Source organism: Streptomyces sp. NPDC059201 (assembly GCF_042754585.1).
Lineage (GTDB): Bacteria > Actinomycetota > Actinomycetes > Streptomycetales > Streptomycetaceae > Streptomyces.
Window position 1 is genome coordinate 144,667 of record NZ_JBHZBB010000006.1, and the last position, 17,157, is coordinate 161,823.

At 73.4% G+C, this 17,157-nt stretch carries 16 protein-coding genes; 9 read left to right on the plus strand and 7 right to left on the minus strand.

Translation table 11 applies throughout. The features are described from left to right. The first annotated feature begins 84 nt into the window (after positions 1–84). Positions 85–318 carry a chaplin ChpH gene (chpH, locus tag ACFXMG_RS20800; protein WP_015032475.1) on the plus strand — a complete coding sequence of 78 codons (234 nt, stop codon included), beginning with the start codon at positions 85–87 and terminating at the stop codon, positions 316–318. A gap of 154 nt (positions 319–472) precedes the next feature. Then, on the plus strand, positions 473–1,393 hold the full coding sequence (locus ACFXMG_RS20805; protein WP_383818203.1) for a chaplin: 921 nt from the start codon (positions 473–475) through the stop codon (positions 1,391–1,393). A 58-nt stretch (positions 1,394–1,451) separates the two neighbouring features. Here ACFXMG_RS20805 and ACFXMG_RS20810 read toward each other — a convergent pair whose 3' ends face one another. Next, positions 1,452–1,640, minus strand: a complete 189-nt coding sequence (locus ACFXMG_RS20810) for a DUF5703 family protein (protein WP_383818201.1) — start codon at positions 1,638–1,640, stop codon at positions 1,452–1,454. A gap of 47 nt (positions 1,641–1,687) precedes the next feature. Between ACFXMG_RS20810 and ACFXMG_RS20815 the strand changes: the two genes are divergently transcribed. After that, positions 1,688–2,368: a hypothetical protein gene (locus ACFXMG_RS20815; RefSeq protein WP_383818200.1), complete on the plus strand. Its 681-nt coding sequence runs from the start codon at positions 1,688–1,690 to the stop codon at positions 2,366–2,368. A 106-nt stretch (positions 2,369–2,474) separates the two neighbouring features. Here ACFXMG_RS20815 and ACFXMG_RS20820 read toward each other — a convergent pair whose 3' ends face one another. Beyond that, on the minus strand, positions 2,475–4,640 hold the full coding sequence (locus tag ACFXMG_RS20820) for a helix-hairpin-helix domain-containing protein (RefSeq protein ID WP_383830642.1): 2,166 nt from the start codon (positions 4,638–4,640) through the stop codon (positions 2,475–2,477). Continuing rightward, on the minus strand, positions 4,637–5,614 hold the full coding sequence (locus ACFXMG_RS20825; RefSeq protein ID WP_383830645.1) for an aldo/keto reductase: 978 nt from the start codon (positions 5,612–5,614) through the stop codon (positions 4,637–4,639). Before ACFXMG_RS20825 ends, ACFXMG_RS20820 begins: the two co-directional genes overlap by 4 nt. Positions 5,615–5,767: 153 nt before the next feature. Between ACFXMG_RS20825 and ACFXMG_RS20830 the strand changes: the two genes are divergently transcribed. Next, positions 5,768–6,817, plus strand: coding sequence for an LLM class F420-dependent oxidoreductase (locus tag ACFXMG_RS20830; protein WP_383830648.1), 1,050 nt, complete (start codon positions 5,768–5,770; stop codon positions 6,815–6,817). Positions 6,818–7,060: 243 nt separating this feature from the next. Next, positions 7,061–7,846: a ferritin-like domain-containing protein gene (locus ACFXMG_RS20835; RefSeq protein ID WP_383830651.1), complete on the plus strand. Its 786-nt coding sequence runs from the start codon at positions 7,061–7,063 to the stop codon at positions 7,844–7,846. 22 nt (positions 7,847–7,868) lie between these two features. Here the strand turns inward: ACFXMG_RS20835 and corA are convergent, their stop codons facing one another. Further along, entirely contained in the window at positions 7,869–8,861 is a 993-nt protein-coding gene (gene corA / locus ACFXMG_RS20840; protein WP_383830664.1) for a magnesium/cobalt transporter CorA, read from the minus strand. Between the two features lie 151 nt (positions 8,862–9,012). Here corA and ACFXMG_RS20845 point away from each other — a divergent pair, with 151 nt between their 5' ends. From ACFXMG_RS20845 to mshC, 4 genes are all read left to right on the plus strand, one after another. Continuing rightward, the gene (locus ACFXMG_RS20845; RefSeq protein ID WP_383830653.1) at positions 9,013–9,702 is read left to right on the plus strand and encodes a histidine phosphatase family protein; all 690 of its coding nucleotides are present in this window, start codon (positions 9,013–9,015) and stop codon (positions 9,700–9,702) included. 67 nt (positions 9,703–9,769) lie between these two features. Next, positions 9,770–10,360: a DUF3090 domain-containing protein gene (locus tag ACFXMG_RS20850; protein ID WP_383830656.1), complete on the plus strand. Its 591-nt coding sequence runs from the start codon at positions 9,770–9,772 to the stop codon at positions 10,358–10,360. Beyond that, positions 10,357–11,163: an SCO1664 family protein gene (locus ACFXMG_RS20855; RefSeq protein ID WP_383830658.1), complete on the plus strand. Its 807-nt coding sequence runs from the start codon at positions 10,357–10,359 to the stop codon at positions 11,161–11,163. Before ACFXMG_RS20850 ends, ACFXMG_RS20855 begins: the two co-directional genes overlap by 4 nt. A 148-nt stretch (positions 11,164–11,311) precedes the next feature. Then, entirely contained in the window at positions 11,312–12,541 is a 1,230-nt protein-coding gene (mshC, locus tag ACFXMG_RS20860; protein ID WP_383830661.1) for a cysteine--1-D-myo-inosityl 2-amino-2-deoxy-alpha-D-glucopyranoside ligase, read from the plus strand. A gap of 57 nt (positions 12,542–12,598) precedes the next feature. Here mshC and ACFXMG_RS20865 read toward each other — a convergent pair whose 3' ends face one another. The 3 genes from ACFXMG_RS20865 to glpK all read right to left on the minus strand — a co-directional run bounded on the left by ACFXMG_RS20865 (position 12,599) and on the right by glpK (position 17,111). Then, on the minus strand, positions 12,599–13,726 hold the full coding sequence (locus tag ACFXMG_RS20865) for a PAC2 family protein (RefSeq protein ID WP_383829350.1): 1,128 nt from the start codon (positions 13,724–13,726) through the stop codon (positions 12,599–12,601). Between the two features lie 234 nt (positions 13,727–13,960). Then, positions 13,961–15,568 (minus strand): FAD-dependent oxidoreductase, encoded by a 1,608-nt coding sequence (locus ACFXMG_RS20870; RefSeq protein WP_383829347.1) that lies wholly within the window; start codon positions 15,566–15,568, stop codon positions 13,961–13,963. 16 nt (positions 15,569–15,584) lie between these two features. Beyond that, the gene (glpK, locus tag ACFXMG_RS20875; protein ID WP_383829344.1) at positions 15,585–17,111 is read right to left on the minus strand and encodes a glycerol kinase GlpK; all 1,527 of its coding nucleotides are present in this window, start codon (positions 17,109–17,111) and stop codon (positions 15,585–15,587) included. Positions 17,112–17,157: the final 46 nt, after the last annotated feature.

Genomic DNA, 17,157 nt, shown 5'->3' on the forward strand with positions numbered 1-17,157 from the left:
CGGGGGCTCGTAGCCCCCTCCCTTCCCCCTCGTTACAGGTGTTGCGGTCCGCGGCTGGGGCCGCATTGTCAACTAGGAGGAATAATGATCAAGAAGGTCGTCGCTGCTGCGGCTGCCACCGGCGGTCTCGTTCTCGCGGGCGCGGGCATGGCCGTCGCCGACGCGGGTGCCCAGGGTGCGGCCATCGGTTCCCCCGGTGTCCTCTCGGGCAACGTCGTGCAGGTCCCGGTTCACGTTCCCGTGAACGTCTGCGGCAACACGGTGTCCGTGATCGGCCTGCTGAACCCCGCCTTCGGCAACACCTGCGTCAACGCCTGACGTTGTGCCCCGCCCCTTGAGGGCGTGAGCCGTCCGGCCCCGGAGTGCGTGCCATGCACTCCGGGGCCGGTGGCGATTCCGCCCCGGGCACGGGCCCGGTGGCCCTCATCCCACGCCGATCAGGCGAATTGCCGAGAAGGCAGGTAAGCAAGCTATGCGACAGGTCACGCGCAAGAGCATCATCACCGTCGCGGCGGCCGGAGGCGTCTTCGCGCTCGGCGGCGGCATCGCGCAGGCGGATTCCGGTGCGAGCGGCTCGGCCACGAACTCACCCGGCGTCGCGTCCGGGAACAGCGTCCAGGTCCCCGTCCACGCCCCGGTCAACGCCTGCGGCAACACCGTGAACGTCGTCGGGGTGCTCAACCCGGCGATGGGCAACACCTGCGCCAACATCCCCGCGCAGGCCCGCCCCGGCGCGGGAGGCGGCGCGCACGCGAGCGACTCCCCGGGCGTAGCCTCCGGCAACACCGTGGTCGTACCCGTCGAAGCGCCCGTGAACGTCTGCGGCAACAACGTCACGGGCGTCGGCCTCGGCAACCCCACCACGGGCAACGACTGCGCCAACGGGCAGAACCCCGACACCGGATACGGCGAGGAGCCGGGTGGGTACGGCGAGGAGCCCGGCGGCTACGGCGAGGAGCCGGAGACCCCCGGCACGCCCGGCACCCCCGGCACTCCTGGAACCCCGGGCACCCCCGGTACCCCGGGGACCCCTGGTACGCCGGGGACTCCCGGTACTCCGGGGACCCCTGGTACGCCCGGTACCCCCGGCACTCCTGGTACGCCGGGGACTCCCGGTACGCCGGGCACCCCGGGCACTCCCGGAACCCCGGGGACTCCTGGTACGCCGGGGACTCCCGGCACTCCCGGTACCCCCGGCTCGCCCGGTGTGCCGCCCAGCTCGGACGGTGGGTCGAACCAGCCCGGGGCGCAGCTCACGCCGCCGCCGGCCTCGTCGTCGGACGAGCTCGCCGAGACCGGGTCGTCCGCGCCGCTCGGCCTGATCGTGCCGGCCGCCGCGGGGATGCTCCTCGCCGGCTCGCTGGTCTACCGCCGCTCGCGCCGCGGCGCCTGATCCGGACCGGCCGGAACGCGAAGGGGCCCCGCGCCGTGCGGGGCCCCTTTCGCGTCCGTCACCAGGTGGCGCGGATCTGACGGATGATCCGGCGCTTCAGCCGCACTCTGCGGCTCCCGTCCCTCCGCAGGACCAGCCGGTCCAACTCCCAGTGTCCGTACTCGGCATGATCGGTCAGAAGCCGCGCGGTCTCCTTGCGGGAGAGTCCACGCGGCACGTACACGTCGACAAATTCGTATTCCGGCATCGCATCTATTGTGCGGGCACCGGCCTGGTACGGATAGCGTCTGTCCCATGTCTGATGCTGCGCAGCCCACCGCTGCCGAGGTACGTGCCGCCGCAGAGGCGGTCAAGACCGCACTGGACCGTCACCTCGAGGCGGTCGAACGCCGCACGGGGGACGACGACACGGCGGTGTACGAGGCGTTCAACGCGCTCGCCGCGGCCGCCGAGACCTACGACGAACTCCTCTACGACCGCTACGACGAGGTGACCCCCTTCGAGATCCCCGGGGCCGACGACGGGCTGCCGCCCTACGCCGGACCTGACGAACCGCACGCCCTGAGCGTCCTGATCCGGCGTGACTACGCCGTGGCCGAGCCGCGCCGGCTGGTGGCGCAGGCCCGGCGCGTCGCCGACCTCGACCACGACGAGGACGGGCCGCACGGCACCGCCGCCGCGCTCGGCGTCCTCTTCGGGGAGTACGAACCCGACGAGATCGCCTCCCGGCACAAGGAGTTCGGCCTGGAGGAGGGCGACTCCACGCTCTGGGTCACCGCCGCCGGGGAGTCCCCGGAACCGGGGGAGTGGCTGGCGGCGCCCTTCGAGCAGGCCGACCCGGAGCGGATCGTCTGCCGCTTCGACATCAGCTCCGTCTTCGACGACGAGGACGACGCGGATCACCTGGACGGCGTGGAGGACAAGCGGGAGACCGAGGCGGCCGGCGGAGAGGTCCGCGGGGGCGCCGACCGCTGACGCGCGCGGGGAGGACGCCGGAGGGCCGGGACATCGACGGCGATGTCCCGGCCCTCCGGCGTCGCGCTAAGCGGCAGCCCTCACTCCCCGCGGGTGGCGGGAGCCCTCACGCCTCGTCGGTGGCGGCCAGGAGGGCGGTCAGGAGCGGCCGCAGCCGCGTCGTCCGCGCGGGGGCGAGAACCTCGGCCACCGACCGGGGCAGCGCCTGGTCCACCCCGTGCACGACCGACAGATGACGCTCCGCCCGGCCGAAGGCCGTGTAGACCCAGGGCCGGCTCAGGCCCGGCGCCGCGTCGCCCGGCAGCACCACGACCACCGCGGGCCACCGGCCGCCGGCCGCCTGGTGCGCCGTCAGCGCCCAGCCGTGCCGCAGCGCCGACTCCACCCGCTCCTTCGGCACGACGACCTCGCCGTCCCCAGTGCTCAGCCGCAGGCCCTCGGCGTCGGCCCCGAGGACCGTGCCGGTCACCGTCCGCCCGGGCGCCGGTGCGTACGCCACCCGGTCGCCCGGGTCGTAGCCGCCGAAGCGGCCGGGGCCGGGGTTCAGCCGCTGCTTCAGGGCGGTGTTGAGCGCGCGCGTCCCGGCCGAGCCGCCGTGGCCGACCGTGATCACCCGGGTCTCCCCGGCGGAGAGACCGAAGGCGCGCGGCACCGAGTCCGCGACCAGCTGGACCGTGCGGTGCACGGCCTCCCCGGCGTCCCGCACGGGGACGATGACGACCTCCTTGCCGGGGGCCTCGACCTGGTTCAGCTCACCGATGCCGATCCCGGAGACCAGCTCGCCCAGCGGGCCGGGGTCGGGGCGGCGGGAGGCCACCCGGGGGCAGACGCGGGCGGCGAGCGCGTCGGCGAACACCGCGCCGGGACCGGCCGACCCGAGGACGTCCGGATCGCCGCTGAGGACCAGCCGACAGCCGTCCGGGAGGGCCTCGACGAGCATCGCGCCCGTCTCCACGTCCAGCTGCGGCGCGTCGAGCACCACCAGCAGGTCCAGGGCGAGCGAGCCCTCCTCGTCCCGGCCCGGTCCGGCCGTCCCGGAGAGCAGCGCGGCGAGCGTCACCGCCGTCCCGGCGGCCCGCTCCTCGTCGCCCAGGCGCTCGGCGTCGTGCACGGTGACCAGGACGCGCAGGCCGCGCTCCCGGGCGGCGGCGGCCAGCGCCAGCGGCTCGGCGCGGGCGGCCTCGCCGCCGGTGTGCAGCACCAGACCGTGGCCGCCGGCGGCCCGCTCCAGCTCGCCGCCTTCCCACTCCTCGGCGGTGACCGTGCGCACCAGCCGGGCCAGACCGTCCGCGAGGCTCTCCTCGGCCAGCGCGTACCGGTCGAGACCGAGCAGCGGGGGCTCCGCAGGGCCTTCCTCGCTCCCGCCGTCCTCCTCGGGCTCCGCGCCCTCCTCGGAATCCTCGAACTCCTCCGGTACGCCGGCCTCCTCCGCGTCCTCCTCCTGGAAGACTAGGACGGCGCCCTCGGAGATCGCCGTGCCGACGGCCTTCTCCGGGTCGGGGACCTCGTGCCGGGAGAGCCCGGCGGCCACTTCGTCGAGGGTGAGCGCGGTGTGGCCCTGGAGCGCGGCCCGGTCCAGCAGCCACACGGTCAGGGCGACGGCCCGGCGCGGATCGTCCGGACCGCAGGCGCTGCCGAGCAGCGCCCGCGCGAAGCCGTCGGCCTGCTCCGGCCGCACTCCGGCGACGGCCAGCAGCCGCCACGGGTCCTCCGCCAGGGCCTCGGCGGCCTGCTCGCCGAGCGCGGCGGCGACCTGCCCGGCCAGCGCCTCGGGCGCGCCGCCGCGGGCCAGCACCTCGCGGACCCCGGCCAGCGCGCCGGCCGTGGGCGCGAGCGGGGCCGCGGGGGCGGGACGGACGGTGGTCTCGGGCGGCCGGGGCGCGCGCGGGGGCTCGGGCGCGGGCTCGTAGAAGGCGCCGCCGGACGCGGAGCCGCCCTCGACGGCCCGCACGGCGGCGAGCAGGTCGGCGGCCGTGCCGCTGAGCTTGGCCCCGCTCTCCACGGTCCCGGACTTCTCGGCCTTCCGCGCCTCGATCCTGGCCCGCAGCTCCCGCTGCGCCGCCAGCTCCGCCTGCGCCTCGCTCACCTCCGGCGCCTCCTCCTTGGAGGCGTCGGCGGCCTCGGAGGCTTCGGCGGTCTCGGCCGACTCAGGGGCGTCGGGGGACTCGGGGGACTCGGAGGCGTCCGACGACTCGGGGAGGTCAGCGGCCTCGGCGGCGGGCGTCACGTCCTCGGGTGCCTCGGGCGCGGTCTCCCCGGAAGGCTCGGTCACAAGGTGCTCCAGTCGTGATCCGGATAGCGGTGCACGGGCGCGGACACATCGTCCAAAGCCCGGCAGATCTCGTCAGGAAGACTAAGGCCCTCCACCGACAGCGCGGCCGTGAGCTGGCGCGCCGTGCGCGCGCCGATGATCGGCGCGGTGACGCCTGGCCGGTCCCTGACCCAGGCGAGCGCCACGTGCAGCGGGCTCGTGGCGAGCCCGTCGGCGGCGGTGCTGACCGCCTCCACGATCCGGCTCGCGGCCTCGTCGAGGTACGGCTCCACGAACGGCGCCAGCGCCTCCGACGCGCCCCGGGAGTCGGCCGGGGTGCCGCCGCGGTACTTGCCGGTGAGCACCCCGCGGCCCAGCGGGGAGGACGGCAGCAGCCCTATGCCGAGGTCGACGGCGGCGGGCAGCACCTCCCGCTCGACGCCCCGCTGGAGCAGCGAGTACTCCAGCTGCGCCCCGGCGATCCGGGTGCGGTCGCCGGCCAGCTGCCAGGTGCCCGCCTTGGCGAGCTGCCAGCCGCAGAAGTTCGCCACGCCCGCGTACCGCGCCCGGCCGCTGCGTACCGCGATGTCGAGGGCCTGGAGCGACTCCTCCAGGGGTGTGTACGGGTCGTAGGCGTGCAGCTGCCACAGGTCGACGTGGTCCGTGCCGAGCCGGGCGAGGGAGGCGTCGAGCGCGGCGAGCAGATGGCCGCGCGAGCCGTCGGTGCGGCGGTCCGGGTCGGGGACGCTGCCGGCCTTGGTCGACAGGACCAGGTCGCGCCGCGGAACCAGCCGCTCCATGAGCCGCCCGAGGAGGTACTCCGCCTCGCCGCCGCCGTACACGTCGGCGGTGTCCACGAGCGTGCCGCCCGCGTCCCAGAACGTCTTCAACTGCTCGGCCGCGTCGTGCTCGTCGGTGTCCCGCCCCCAGGTGAGCGTGCCGAGCCCGATGCGCGAGACGCGCAGGCCGGTACGTCCGAGATGCCTCTGCTCCATGGGCGGGACACTACTGGCCAGGGCTCCACGCGGAGAGACCCTGTGGACAGAACCTGTGGACGACGGCGTGGCGTCCGGCTCCTGACGGATGCGGGGAGGGCGCGCTAGAGTCCGGACCGAGAGACGTTACCGATGGGTAAGGGGTGCGTGGAAATGCGGCTCGGCATCAACCTCGGCTACTGGGGCGCCGGCATGGACGGCGACAACCTCGCCGTCGCCCAGGAGGCCGACCGGCTCGGCTACGACGTCTGCTGGGCGGCGGAGGCGTACGGCTCGGACGCGCCGACCGTGCTCTCCTGGGTCGCCGCGAAGACGGAGCGGATCGACGTCGGCTCGGCGATCATGCAGATCCCGGCCCGCCAGCCCGCGATGACGGCGATGACCGCCGCCACCCTGGACTCGCTCTCCGGCGGCCGGTTCCGCCTCGGCCTCGGCGTCTCCGGCCCGCAGGTCTCCGAGGGCTGGTACGGCGTGAAGTTCGACAAGCCGCTCGCCCGCACGCGCGAGTACGTGGAGATCGTCCGCAAGGCGATGTCCCGCGAGCGCCTGACGCACGAGGGCGAGCACTGGACGCTGCCGCTGCCCGGCGGCCCGGGCAAGCCGATCAAGCTGACCGTCCACCCGCAGCGCGAGCACATCCCGCTGTACATCGCCGCGATCGGCCCGAAGAACCTGGAACAGACCGGCGAGATCGCCGACGGCGCCCTGCTGATCTTCCCCTCGGCCGAGCACCTGGAGGAGACGGCGCTGCGTCCCCTGCGGGAGGGCCGCGCGAAGGCCGGTCTGACCATGGACGGCTTCGACGTCTGTCCCACGCTGCCGCTCGCCCTCGGCGAGGACGTCGACGCGCTCGCCGACGTCTTCCGCCCGTACACCGCGCTCTACGTGGGCGGCATGGGCAGCCGCAAGCAGAACTTCTACAACCAGCTCGCCCGGCGCATGGGCTACGAGAAGGAGGCCGCCGAGATCCAGGACAAGTACCTGGCCGGCGACAAGGCGGGCGCCGCGGCGGCCGTGCCGCGCTCCCTGATCGACCAGACCGCCCTGCTCGGCACCGTCGACCGCATCGCGGACCGCATGACCGCCTACGCCGAGGCCGGTGTCACCACCCTGACCCTCGCCCCCGCCGGCTTCACCCTCGACGAGCGACTCACCGCCCTGCGCGCGGGCGTCGACGCCCTGGAGCGGGCCGGCCTGGCGTAGGGGAGCGGCATCCGGAGGGGCGGGGAGCGGAGGAACGTTCTGCGGCCGTGGTGGGGGCTCGGGGGTCTTCCCCGCCACGGCCGTCATGCCCTTCAACGCGTCACCGCGCCCCCGGTTACGGCCCCGCCTCTCACTCTTTCGGCCGACATCGCGGCGTCCTCCTGTTGCCCGCCGTCCCCGACCGCACTTGACTCGGTCTCCCCGGACGCGCGGAGTGCGGTCGTCCGCATGGAGGTGGCAGCGATGCTCACGGCCAAGAGCCTGTTCCAGGAAATCATCGACGACGACGAGGCGTTCCGGCTCTTCTGCTCGATCGCCGCCAGCGGCGAGACGCAGGGCGGCTGGGAGAACGCCCGGATCGCCGCCCTCGTCGCCCCCGCGATGCGGGACCTCACCCCGAAGATCACCCGGCACGGCGCCGACGAGGACAAGCACGGGCGCATCTTCAACGCGCTGCTGCGCAAGCGGGGCCTCGAACCCGTCCCCGTCCCGCCCGAGACCGACTACACGATGCTCCTCGAACAGCGCGGCATCGGCCTCGCCCACGAGAAGCTCCGCGGCGACGAGCCGCTGACCGAGCGGGACATCGTCGTCTACCTCGCCCACAGCCGGGTCACCGAGCAGCGCGCGGCCGACCAGATGGACATGCTCGTCACGTACTTCGGCGACCACCCGGAGCTGGGCAAGGCCATCCACATGATCGACAACGACGAGGCCAACCACCTCGCGTACTGCCACGAGGAACTGCTCCGGCTCGCCCGGGCCGGCCACGGCCGCCTCATCCAGACCACGTTGCGCGAGTCGGCGCTCGCCGAGATCCAGATCTACCGGGACGTCAGCCTCGCCGTCATGGGCCACATGGGCCGCATCCTGAAGTGGCCGAAGGCCAAGGGCGCGGCGCTCGCCGCGGGCATCCACGGCATGTACGCCTACGAGCGCGCGGCCGGCTGGCACAAGATGATCAGCCTGCGGATGCCGGAACGGCTCGACGCCCTCGGCGGCCCCGCCGCCCCCGCCCCGGCCTTCTGACCCGGCCCGCGGCGCGGCCGGCTCACAGCCAGCCGCGCCGCTTGAACAGGCGGTACAGGCTCAGTTCGATCCCGGCCATCAGCAGGATCACCGCGGGGTACGCCCACGTCCAGTGCAGCTCCGGCATGTGGTCGAAGTTCATGCCGTAGATCCCGGCCACCATCGTCGGCACCGCGGCCATCGCCGCCCACGCCGAGATCTTCCGCATGTCGTCGTTCTGCCGCACCCCCATCTGCGCCAGGTGCGCCGACAGCACGTCCGACAGCAGCCGGTCCAGCCCCTCCACCTGCTCGTTGGCCCGCAGCAGATGGTCGTTGACGTCCCGGAAGAACGGCTGCGCGGTCTCGTGCACGAACGGCACCGCGCCCGCCGTCAGCCGGGCCATCGGCCCCGCCAGCGGCCCCGACGCCCGCCGGAACTCCAGCACCTGCCGCTTCGCCGTGTAGATCCGCTCCGCCGTGTTCACCGTCCCGGTCCCGCCCGGCGCGAAGACGTCGGCCTCCAGCTCCTCCAGGTCCACCTGGAGCTCGCCCGCCACGTCCAGGTAGTGGTCCACCACCGCGTCGCTCACCGCGTACAGCACCGCCGTCGGACCGTGCCGCAGCACCTCCGGATGGGTCTCCAGACGCTTGCGCACGGCCGCCAGCGGCGCGCCCTCGCCGTGCCGGACCGTCACCACGAACGAGTCGCCCAGGAACAGCATCAGCTCCCCGGAGGAGACCCGGTCGCTCTCCGGCTCGTACAGCACCGGCTTCAGCACCACGAACAGCGAGTCGTCGTAGACCTCCAGCTTGGGCCGCTGATGCGCCTTCAGCGCGTCCTCGACGGCCAGCGGATGCAGCGCGAACTCCGAGGCCACATGGTCGAACTCGGCCTCCGACGGCTCGTACAGACCCACCCACAGGAAGGCGTCGCCGGAGGCCCGGGCCTCGGCCAGGGCCTGGGAGAGGTCGCCGGTGCCATCCGTCCGGCGTCCGTCGCGATAGAGGGCAGAGTCGACGATCACGCGCCGTATTCTCCCCCGGACCCTCCCACCCCGCACGCCCGCGTGCCCACCGCCCCGCCGCGCACCCCCCGCGCACGCGCGTGCCTCCGCTCTCAGCGCCCACGCGCGCGTGTCCCCGCTCGCCGCCCTCCACGCGCGCGTGCGCCGTAGGCTGGCCGTCATGGCCACGCTGATCCTCGTCCGGCACGGACGCTCCACCGCCAACACCTCCGGACTGCTCGCCGGGCGCACGCCGGGTGTCGCGCTCGACGAGCGCGGGGCCGCCCAGGCCGCCGCGCTGCCCGCCCGGCTCGCCGGGATCCCGCTCGCCGCCGCCGTCTCCAGCCCCCTCCAGCGCTGCCGCGAGACCCTCCAGCCGCTTCTGGACGCCCGCCCGGAGCTCCCGCTGCACGTCGAGGAGCGGGTCAACGAGTGCGACTACGGCGACTGGTCGGGCCGCAAGCTCAGCGAACTGAACGACGAACCGCTGATGGAGATCGTCCAGGCGCACGCCTCCGCCGCCGCCTTCCCCGGCGGCGAGTCCATGCGCGCCATGCAGGCCAGGGCCGTCGAGGCGGTCCGCGACTGGAACGCCCGGATCGACGCCGAGCACGGCGAGGACGCCGTCTACGCCCTCTGCTCGCACGGCGACATCATCAAGTCCCTCGTCGCCGACGCCCTCGGCCTCCACCTCGACCTCTTCCAGCGGATCCACGTCGACCCCTGCTCGCTCACCGTGATCCGCTACACCCGGCTGCGCCCCTTCCTGGTCCGCCTCGGCGACACCGGCGACCTCGCCGCGCTCGCCCCCCGCGAGGCCCCCGACACCAGTGGGACGGCCGAGGTGGGGGGCGGCGCGGGCGCACCGTGATCCTCCCGCGCAGTAGGGTGGACTCGCCGTTGCAGTACGACAGTCGACAGTCAAGGGAGCCGGAAGCGTGTCCCGTCAGGTGTTCCTCTACGACCCGCCGGAGCGTTTCGTGGCCGGTACGGTCGGGCTGCCTGGCCGCCGGACGTTCTTCCTCCAGGCGTCCGCGTCCGGCCGGGTCACCAGCGTGGCCCTGGAGAAGACCCAGGTCGCCGCGCTCGCCGAGCGCATCGACGAACTCCTCGACGAGGTCCTGCGCCGCACCGGCGGCAACGCCCCGGTCCCGGCCGTGGCCCCCGTCGACATCGCCGACACCGCCCCCCTCGACACTCCCGTAGAGGAGGAGTTCCGGGTCGGCACCATGGCGCTCGCCTGGGACGGCGAGGAGCAGCGCATGATCGTCGAGGCCCAGGCCCTCGTCGAGCTCGACGCGGACTCCGAGGAGGACCTCGCCGCGGCCGAGGAGCGGCTGCTCCAGGACGAGGAGAACGGCCCGCCGATGCTCCGCGTCCGCCTCAGCGGCGCCCAGGCCCGCGCCTTCGCCAAGCGGGCCCTGGACGTGGTCAACGCCGGCCGCCCGCCGTGCCCGCTGTGCAGCCTGCCGCTGGACCCGGAGGGCCACGTCTGCCCCCGCCAGAACGGATACCGCCGCGGAGCATGAGCAGCAGCCCCGAGTTCCCGCCGGACACCGAGCTGCTCGCCCGCGGTGAGCTGACCGTCCGGGGGCAGGTCCGCGAGGCGTCCAACGCGGTGCTCTACTGCACGATCGCCCACGAGGGCCGCGAGGCCGCCTGCGTCTACAAGCCGGTCGCGGGGGAGCGCCCCCTGTGGGACTTCCCGGACGGCACCCTCGCCGAGCGCGAGGTCGCCGCGTACGAGCTCTCCGAGGCCACCGGCTGGGGTCTCGTCCCGCCCACCGTGCTGCGTGACGGCCCCTACGGCGAGGGCATGGTCCAGCTCTGGGTCGAGGCCGACCCGGAGGCCCGGCTGCTCGCCCTCACCGAGGACGAGGAGGCCGGCGAGGGCTGGAAGGCCGTCGGCCCCGCCGAGGTGGGGGAGGGCCGCACCGCGCTCCTCGTCCACGCCGACACCCCCGGGCTGCGCCGCCTCGCCGTCCTCGACGCGGTGATGAACAACGGCGACCGCAAGGGCGGCCATCTGCTCCCCGCCCCCGACGGCCGGCTGTACGGCATCGACCACGGCGTCTCCTTCCACGTCGACGACAAGCTCCGCACCCTGCTGTGGGGCTGGGCGGGCCAGGAGCTGCCCCAGGAGGCCACGGAGGTCCTCACCGGCCTCGGCGCCGCGCTGGCCCCCGGAGGGCCCCTCGCCACCCGGCTGGGGGAACTGCTCACGGCCGCCGAGGTGTCCGCCGTACGGGAGCGGGTCGAAGCCCTGCTGGCCTCCGGGCGGCACCCGGAACCCTCCGGGCAGTGGCCCGCGATCCCCTGGCCGCCGGTCTAGGAACCGCCGGTTTTCGGCCACCCCCGCCAGGAGCTCCCCGCACCCCTGGGGGGTATGCACACACGCCGCTCACCCGCAAGAGCGCATGATCGGACAAGATTCCGGATCCGGTTCGTATCCGAAACGGCTGTCCGGTTACGCTCGGGTCATGCATGCCTGGCCCGCTTCCGAGGTCCCCGCCCTTCCCGGCAAGGGCCGCGACCTCCGGATCCACGACACCGCGACCGGCGGACGAGTGACCCTCGCCCCCGGTCCCGTCGCCCGTATCTACGTCTGCGGCATCACGCCGTACGACGCGACCCACATGGGTCACGCGGCGACCTACAACGCGTTCGACCTCGTCCAGCGCGTGTGGCTCGACACCAAGCGGCAGGTGCACTACGTCCAGAACGTCACGGACGTGGACGACCCGCTCCTGGAGCGCGCGATCCGCGACGGCATCGACTGGGTCGGCCTCGCCGAGCGCGAGACCTCCCTCTTCCGCGAGGACATGACCGCCCTCCGGATGCTGCCGCCGCGCCACTACGTCGGCGCGGTCGAGTCGATACCGTCCATCATCCCCCTGGTCGAACGGCTCCGGGACTCCGGCGCCGCCTACGAGCTCGACGGCGACATCTACTTCTCCGTCGAGGCCGACCCGCACTTCGGCGAGGTCTCGCACTACGACACCGAGCTCATGCGGCACCTCTCCGCCGAGCGCGGCGGCGACCCCGACCGTCCCGGCAAGAAGAACCCGCTCGACCCGATGCTGTGGATGGCCGCCCGCGAGGGCGAGCCGAGCTGGGACGGCGGCAGCCTCGGCGCGGGCCGCCCCGGCTGGCACATCGAGTGCGTCGCCATCGCCCTCGACCACCTCGGCATGGGCTTCGACGTGCAGGGCGGCGGCTCCGACCTGATCTTCCCGCACCACGAGATGGGCGCCTCGCACGCCCAGGCGCTCACCGGCGAGTTCCCCATGGCCAAGGCGTACGTCCACGCCGGCATGGTCGCCCTGCACGGCGAGAAGATGTCCAAGTCCAAGGGCAACCTGGTCTTCGTCTCCGCGCTCCGCCGTGAGGGCGTCGACCCGGCCGCCATCCGGCTCGCCCTCCTCGCCCACCACTACCGCGCCGACTGGGAGTGGACCGACCAGGTCCTCCAGGACGCGGTCGACCGCCTCGGCCGCTGGCGCGCCGCGGTCTCCCGGCCCGACGGCCCGTCCGCCGACGCCCTGGTCGAGGAGGTCCGCGAGGCGCTCGCCGACGACCTCGACACCCCGGCCGCGCTCGCCGCGGTCGACCGCTGGGCCGCCCGCCAGGAGGCGGACGGCGGCGACGACGAGGCCGCCCCCGGTCTCGCCTCCCGCACGGTCGACGCGCTGCTCGGCGTCGCCCTGTAGGCACGGACGAAACGAGGGAGGGGGATGGCCGCCGGCCATCCCCCTCCCTCGTTTCTCTCAGTCCTCGTCGCCGTCCCCGCCGGACCCCTCGGGGGCCTCAGGCCCGGGCTCCGGCCGCTCCGACTGTCCCGGCCGCTCAGACTCCGCCTGTTCCGGCCGCTCAGACTCCGCCTGTTCCGGCCGCTCGGACTCCGTCTGCTCCGGCTGCTCCGGCCGTTCCGGCTCCAGATCGGGCTTCGGCGGCCGGGTCCGGCCGCTGCCCGGATCCCGCAGGTACGAGGTGTCCCCGCTCTCCGTCGCCACTCCGGGACCGGCCCCCGGACCGCCGGGTCCCGGGCCCGCGCCCGGATCGCGCCGCCGCAGATACCGCTCGAACTCGCGGGCGATCGCCTCGCCCGACGCCTCCGGCAGCTCCGCGGTGTCCCGGGCCTCCTCCAGCGTCTGCACGTACTCGGCGACCTCGCTGTCCTCCGCCGCCAGCTGGTCCACCCCCAGCTGCCACGCGCGCGCGTCCTCGGGCAGCTCGCCCAGCGGGATCCGCAGCCCGATCAGGTCCTCAAGACGGTTCAGCAGCGCCAGCGTCGCCTTCGGGTTCGGCGGCTGCGACACGTAGTGCGGCACCGCCGCCCACAGGCTCACCGCCGGCACGCCCGCGTGCGTGCACGCCTCCTGGAGGATCCCGACGATGCCGGTCGGGCCCTCGTAGCGGGTCTCCTCCAGGTCCATCGTGCGCGCCAGGTCCGGGTCGGAGGTGACGCCGCTGACCGGCACCGGGCGGGTGTGCGGGGTGTCGCCGAGCAGCGCGCCCAGGATCACCACCATCTCCACGCCCAGTTCGTGCGCGAAGCCCAGCAGCTCGTTGCAGAAGGAGCGCCAGCGCATCGAGGGCTCGATGCCCCGGACCAGGACCAGGTCGCGCGGCTTCTCGCCGCCGATCCGGACCACGGAGAGCCGGGTCGTCGGCCAGGTGATCTTCCGGACGCCGTTCTCCAGGAAGACCGTCGGACGGTTGACCTGGAAGTCGTAGTAGTCCTCGGCGTCGAGCGCCGCGAAGACCTCGCCCTTCCATTCCCGGTCCAGATGAGCGACCGCGGTGGAGGCGGCGTCGCCGGCGTCGTTCCAGCCCTCGAACGCGGCCACCATGACCGGGTCGATCAGCTCGGGTACTCCCTCGAGCTCGATCACCCAGCGCCTCCTTCTTCGAAGTTCGTGTCGTACGGACCAACCTTACGGCTTTCCGGAGGCCCGGCCGCAGCCCTCGGGCACGCCCGAAAACCCGTGCGGCCTTGATCGACTACCCATGAACGGGGCCCCGCACACGGACCGCGGGCACGCGCGCGTGCGGGGGCCCGGACACGGGGGAGGGGCGGCCTTCTCCCTCCCCGGAGAAGACCGCCCCTCGGCTCGTGGCGCCCGTGGCTACCGGTCGCGCAGCATCGCGTCGACCTCGCCGCGGATCTCGTCGGTGGCGAGACCGCGGATGGTCAGGGTGGTGCGGCGGCGCAGCACGTCGTCGGCCGTCTCGGCCCACTCGTGGTCGCGGGCGTAGGCGACCTGCGCCCAGATCTCCGGGGCGTCCGGGTGGATCCGGCGGGCCAGTTCGGGGTTCTCGTTCGCCATCCGGGCGATGTCGAAGGAGAGCGAACCGTAGTGCGTGGCCAGGTGCTTGGCGGTGTCGGCGGCCATCCGCGGGCCGGGGGCCGGGCCGTCGACGAGCAGCCGGTGGGCGACCGCGTTCGGGTTGGCGATGCCCGGGAGCGGCAGCCGCTTCGGGAGCGTGGAGACCGACTCGTAGTCCTCGCCCAGCGGGTGGCCCGGAAGCGCCTCCAGCTTCTTCATGATGGTGCGGCCGATGTGGCGGAAGGTGGTCCACTTGCCGCCGGCGACCGACAGCATCCCGCCGCGTCCCTCGGTGACGACCGTCTCGCGCTTGGCCTTGGAGGTGTCGCCGGGCCCGCCCGGGAGCACCCGCAGGCCGGCGAAGGCGTAGGTGATGAGGGAGCGGTCGAGCTGCTGGTCGCGGATGGAGAAGGCGGCCTCGTCCAGGATCTGGGCGGTGTCCTTCTCGTTGACCGCGACCTCGCCCGGGTCGCCCTCGTACGCCTCGTCGGTGGTGCCGAGCAGGAGCATGTCCTCCCAGGGGAGGGCGAAGGTGATCCGGTACTTGTCGATCGGGGTGGCGAGCGCGGCCTTCCACGGGGCGGTCCGCTTGAGGACGAGGTGGGCGCCCTTGGAGAGGCGGATGGAGGGGGCCGCGTTGGGGTCCTCCATCCGGCGCAGGTGGTCGACCCAGGGGCCGGTGGCGTTGAGGACGAGCCGCGCGGTGACGCCGAACTCCTCGCCGGACATGCGGTCCCGGAGCTCGGCGCCGGTGACCCGGCCCTGGGTGAAGCGGAGTCCGGTGGCCTCGGCGTGGTTGAGGACGACGGCTCCGGCGTCGACGGCCGCGCGGACCGTCATGAGCGCCATGCGCGCGTCGTTCATCTGGTCGTCGCCGTAGACGGCGACCGCCTTGAGGTTGTCGGTGCGCAGCTCCGGCACGTCCTGGGCCGCCTTGGCGGGGGAGAGGAGGTGGCCGACGCCGTCGCCGAAGGCGGAGAGCGCGGAGTACGCGAAGACTCCGGCGCCCAGCTTGGCGGCGCCGTGCGGGCCGCCCTTGTAGACGGGCAGGTAGAAGGTGAGCGGGTTGGACAGGTGGGGGGCGACCTGCCGGGAGACGGCGCGGCGCTCGAAGTGGTTCTCGGCGACGAGCTTCACCGCGCCGGTCTGGAGGTAGCGCAGGCCGCCGTGGAGGAGCTTCGAGGAGGCCGAGGAGGTGGCGCCGGCGAAGTCGCCGGCGTCCACCAGGGCCACCCGCAGACCGGACTGCGCGGCGTGCCAGGCGGTGGAGATGCCCAGGATGCCGCCGCCGATCACCAGGAGGTCGTACGTCGCCTTGGCAAGCTGCTCTCTGGTCTCGGCGCGGGTCGGAAGCGAGCCGGCGGCCGGGTGCGTTCCGAGGGCGGGAACGGTCTGCGGGGTGGTCATCTCGGTCTACTCCTCGTCACTTCTCTTCTTCGAGCCAGCCCATGGAGCGCTCCACGGCCTTGAGCCAGTTCTTGTACTCGCTGTCGCGCTTGTCGGCGTCCATGCGCGGGGTCCACTCCGCGGCACGGCGCCAGTTGGCGCGCAGCGCGTCGGTGTCCGGCCAGAAGCCGACGGCCAGACCGGCGGCGTAGGCGGCACCGAGGCAGGTGGTCTCGGCGACCATGGGGCGCACCACGGGGGCGTCCAGGAAGTCCGAGAGGGTCTGCATCAGCAGGTTGTTGGAGGTCATGCCGCCGTCGACCTTGAGGGCGGTCAGCTCGACGCCGGAGTCCTTGGTCATGGCGTCGGTGATCTCGCGGGTCTGCCAGGCGGTGGCCTCCAGGACGGCACGGGCGATGTGCGCCTTGGTGACGTACCGGGTGAGGCCGGCGATCACGCCGCGGGCGTCGGAGCGCCAGTACGGGGCGAAGAGGCCGGAGAAGGCGGGCACGAAGTAGGCGCCGCCGTTGTCCTCGACGGAGGAGGCCAGGGTCTCGATCTCGGCGGCGGACTTGATCAGGCCCATCTGGTCGCGCATCCACTGGACGAGCGAGCCGGTGACGGCGATGGAGCCCTCCAGGGCGTAGACCGGCTTGCGGTCGCCGATCTGGTAGCCGACGGTGGTCAGCAGGCCGCTGTAGGAGTTGATGATCTTGTCACCGGTGTTCATCAGCATGAAGGTGCCGGTGCCGTACGTGGACTTGGCCTCGCCCTCGGCGAAACAGGTCTGGCCGAACAGGGCGGCCTGCTGGTCGCCGAGCGCGGAGGCGACGGGGACGCCGTCGAGGACGCCGCCCTTGACGGTGCCGTAGACCTCGGCGGAGGAGCGGATCTCGGGGAGGACGGCGGCCGGGATGTCGATGGACTGGAGGATGCGCTCGTCCCAGGCCATCTCGTGCAGGTTCATCAGGAGGGTGCGGGAGGCGTTGGTGACGTCGGTGACGTGGACGCCGCCCTCGGTGCCGCCGGTGAGGTTCCAGATGACCCAGGAGTCCATGGTGCCGAAGAGGATGTCGCCGCGCTCGGCGCGCTCGCGCAGGCCCTCGACGTTGTCGAGCAGCCAGCGGACCTTGGGGCCGGAGAAGTAGGAGGCGAGCGGGAGGCCGGTCTCGCGGCGGAAGCGGTCCTGGCCGACGTTGCGGCCGAGCTCCTTGCAGAGGGCGTCGGTGCGGGTGTCCTGCCAGACGAGCGCGTTGTGGACGGGCTCGCCGGTGTGCTTGTCCCACATCAGCGTGGTCTCGCGCTGGTTGGTGATGCCGATGGCCTTGACGTCGGCGGCGGTGATGCCGGCCTTGACGATGGCTCCGGCGACGACCTCCTGGACGTTGGTCCAGATCTCGGTGGCGTCGTGCTCGACCCAGCCCGGCTTCGGGAAGATCTGCTCGTGCTCCTTCTGGTCGACCGAGACGATCCGGCCGTCCTTGTCGAAGACGATGCAGCGGGAGGAGGTGGTGCCCTGGTCGATGGCGGCGATGAACGGGCCGGCGGTGTGGGCGTCGGTCACGGTGTGCTCCAAGGGAGGTCTGGGAAGGACGGCTCGTGGCTCTTCG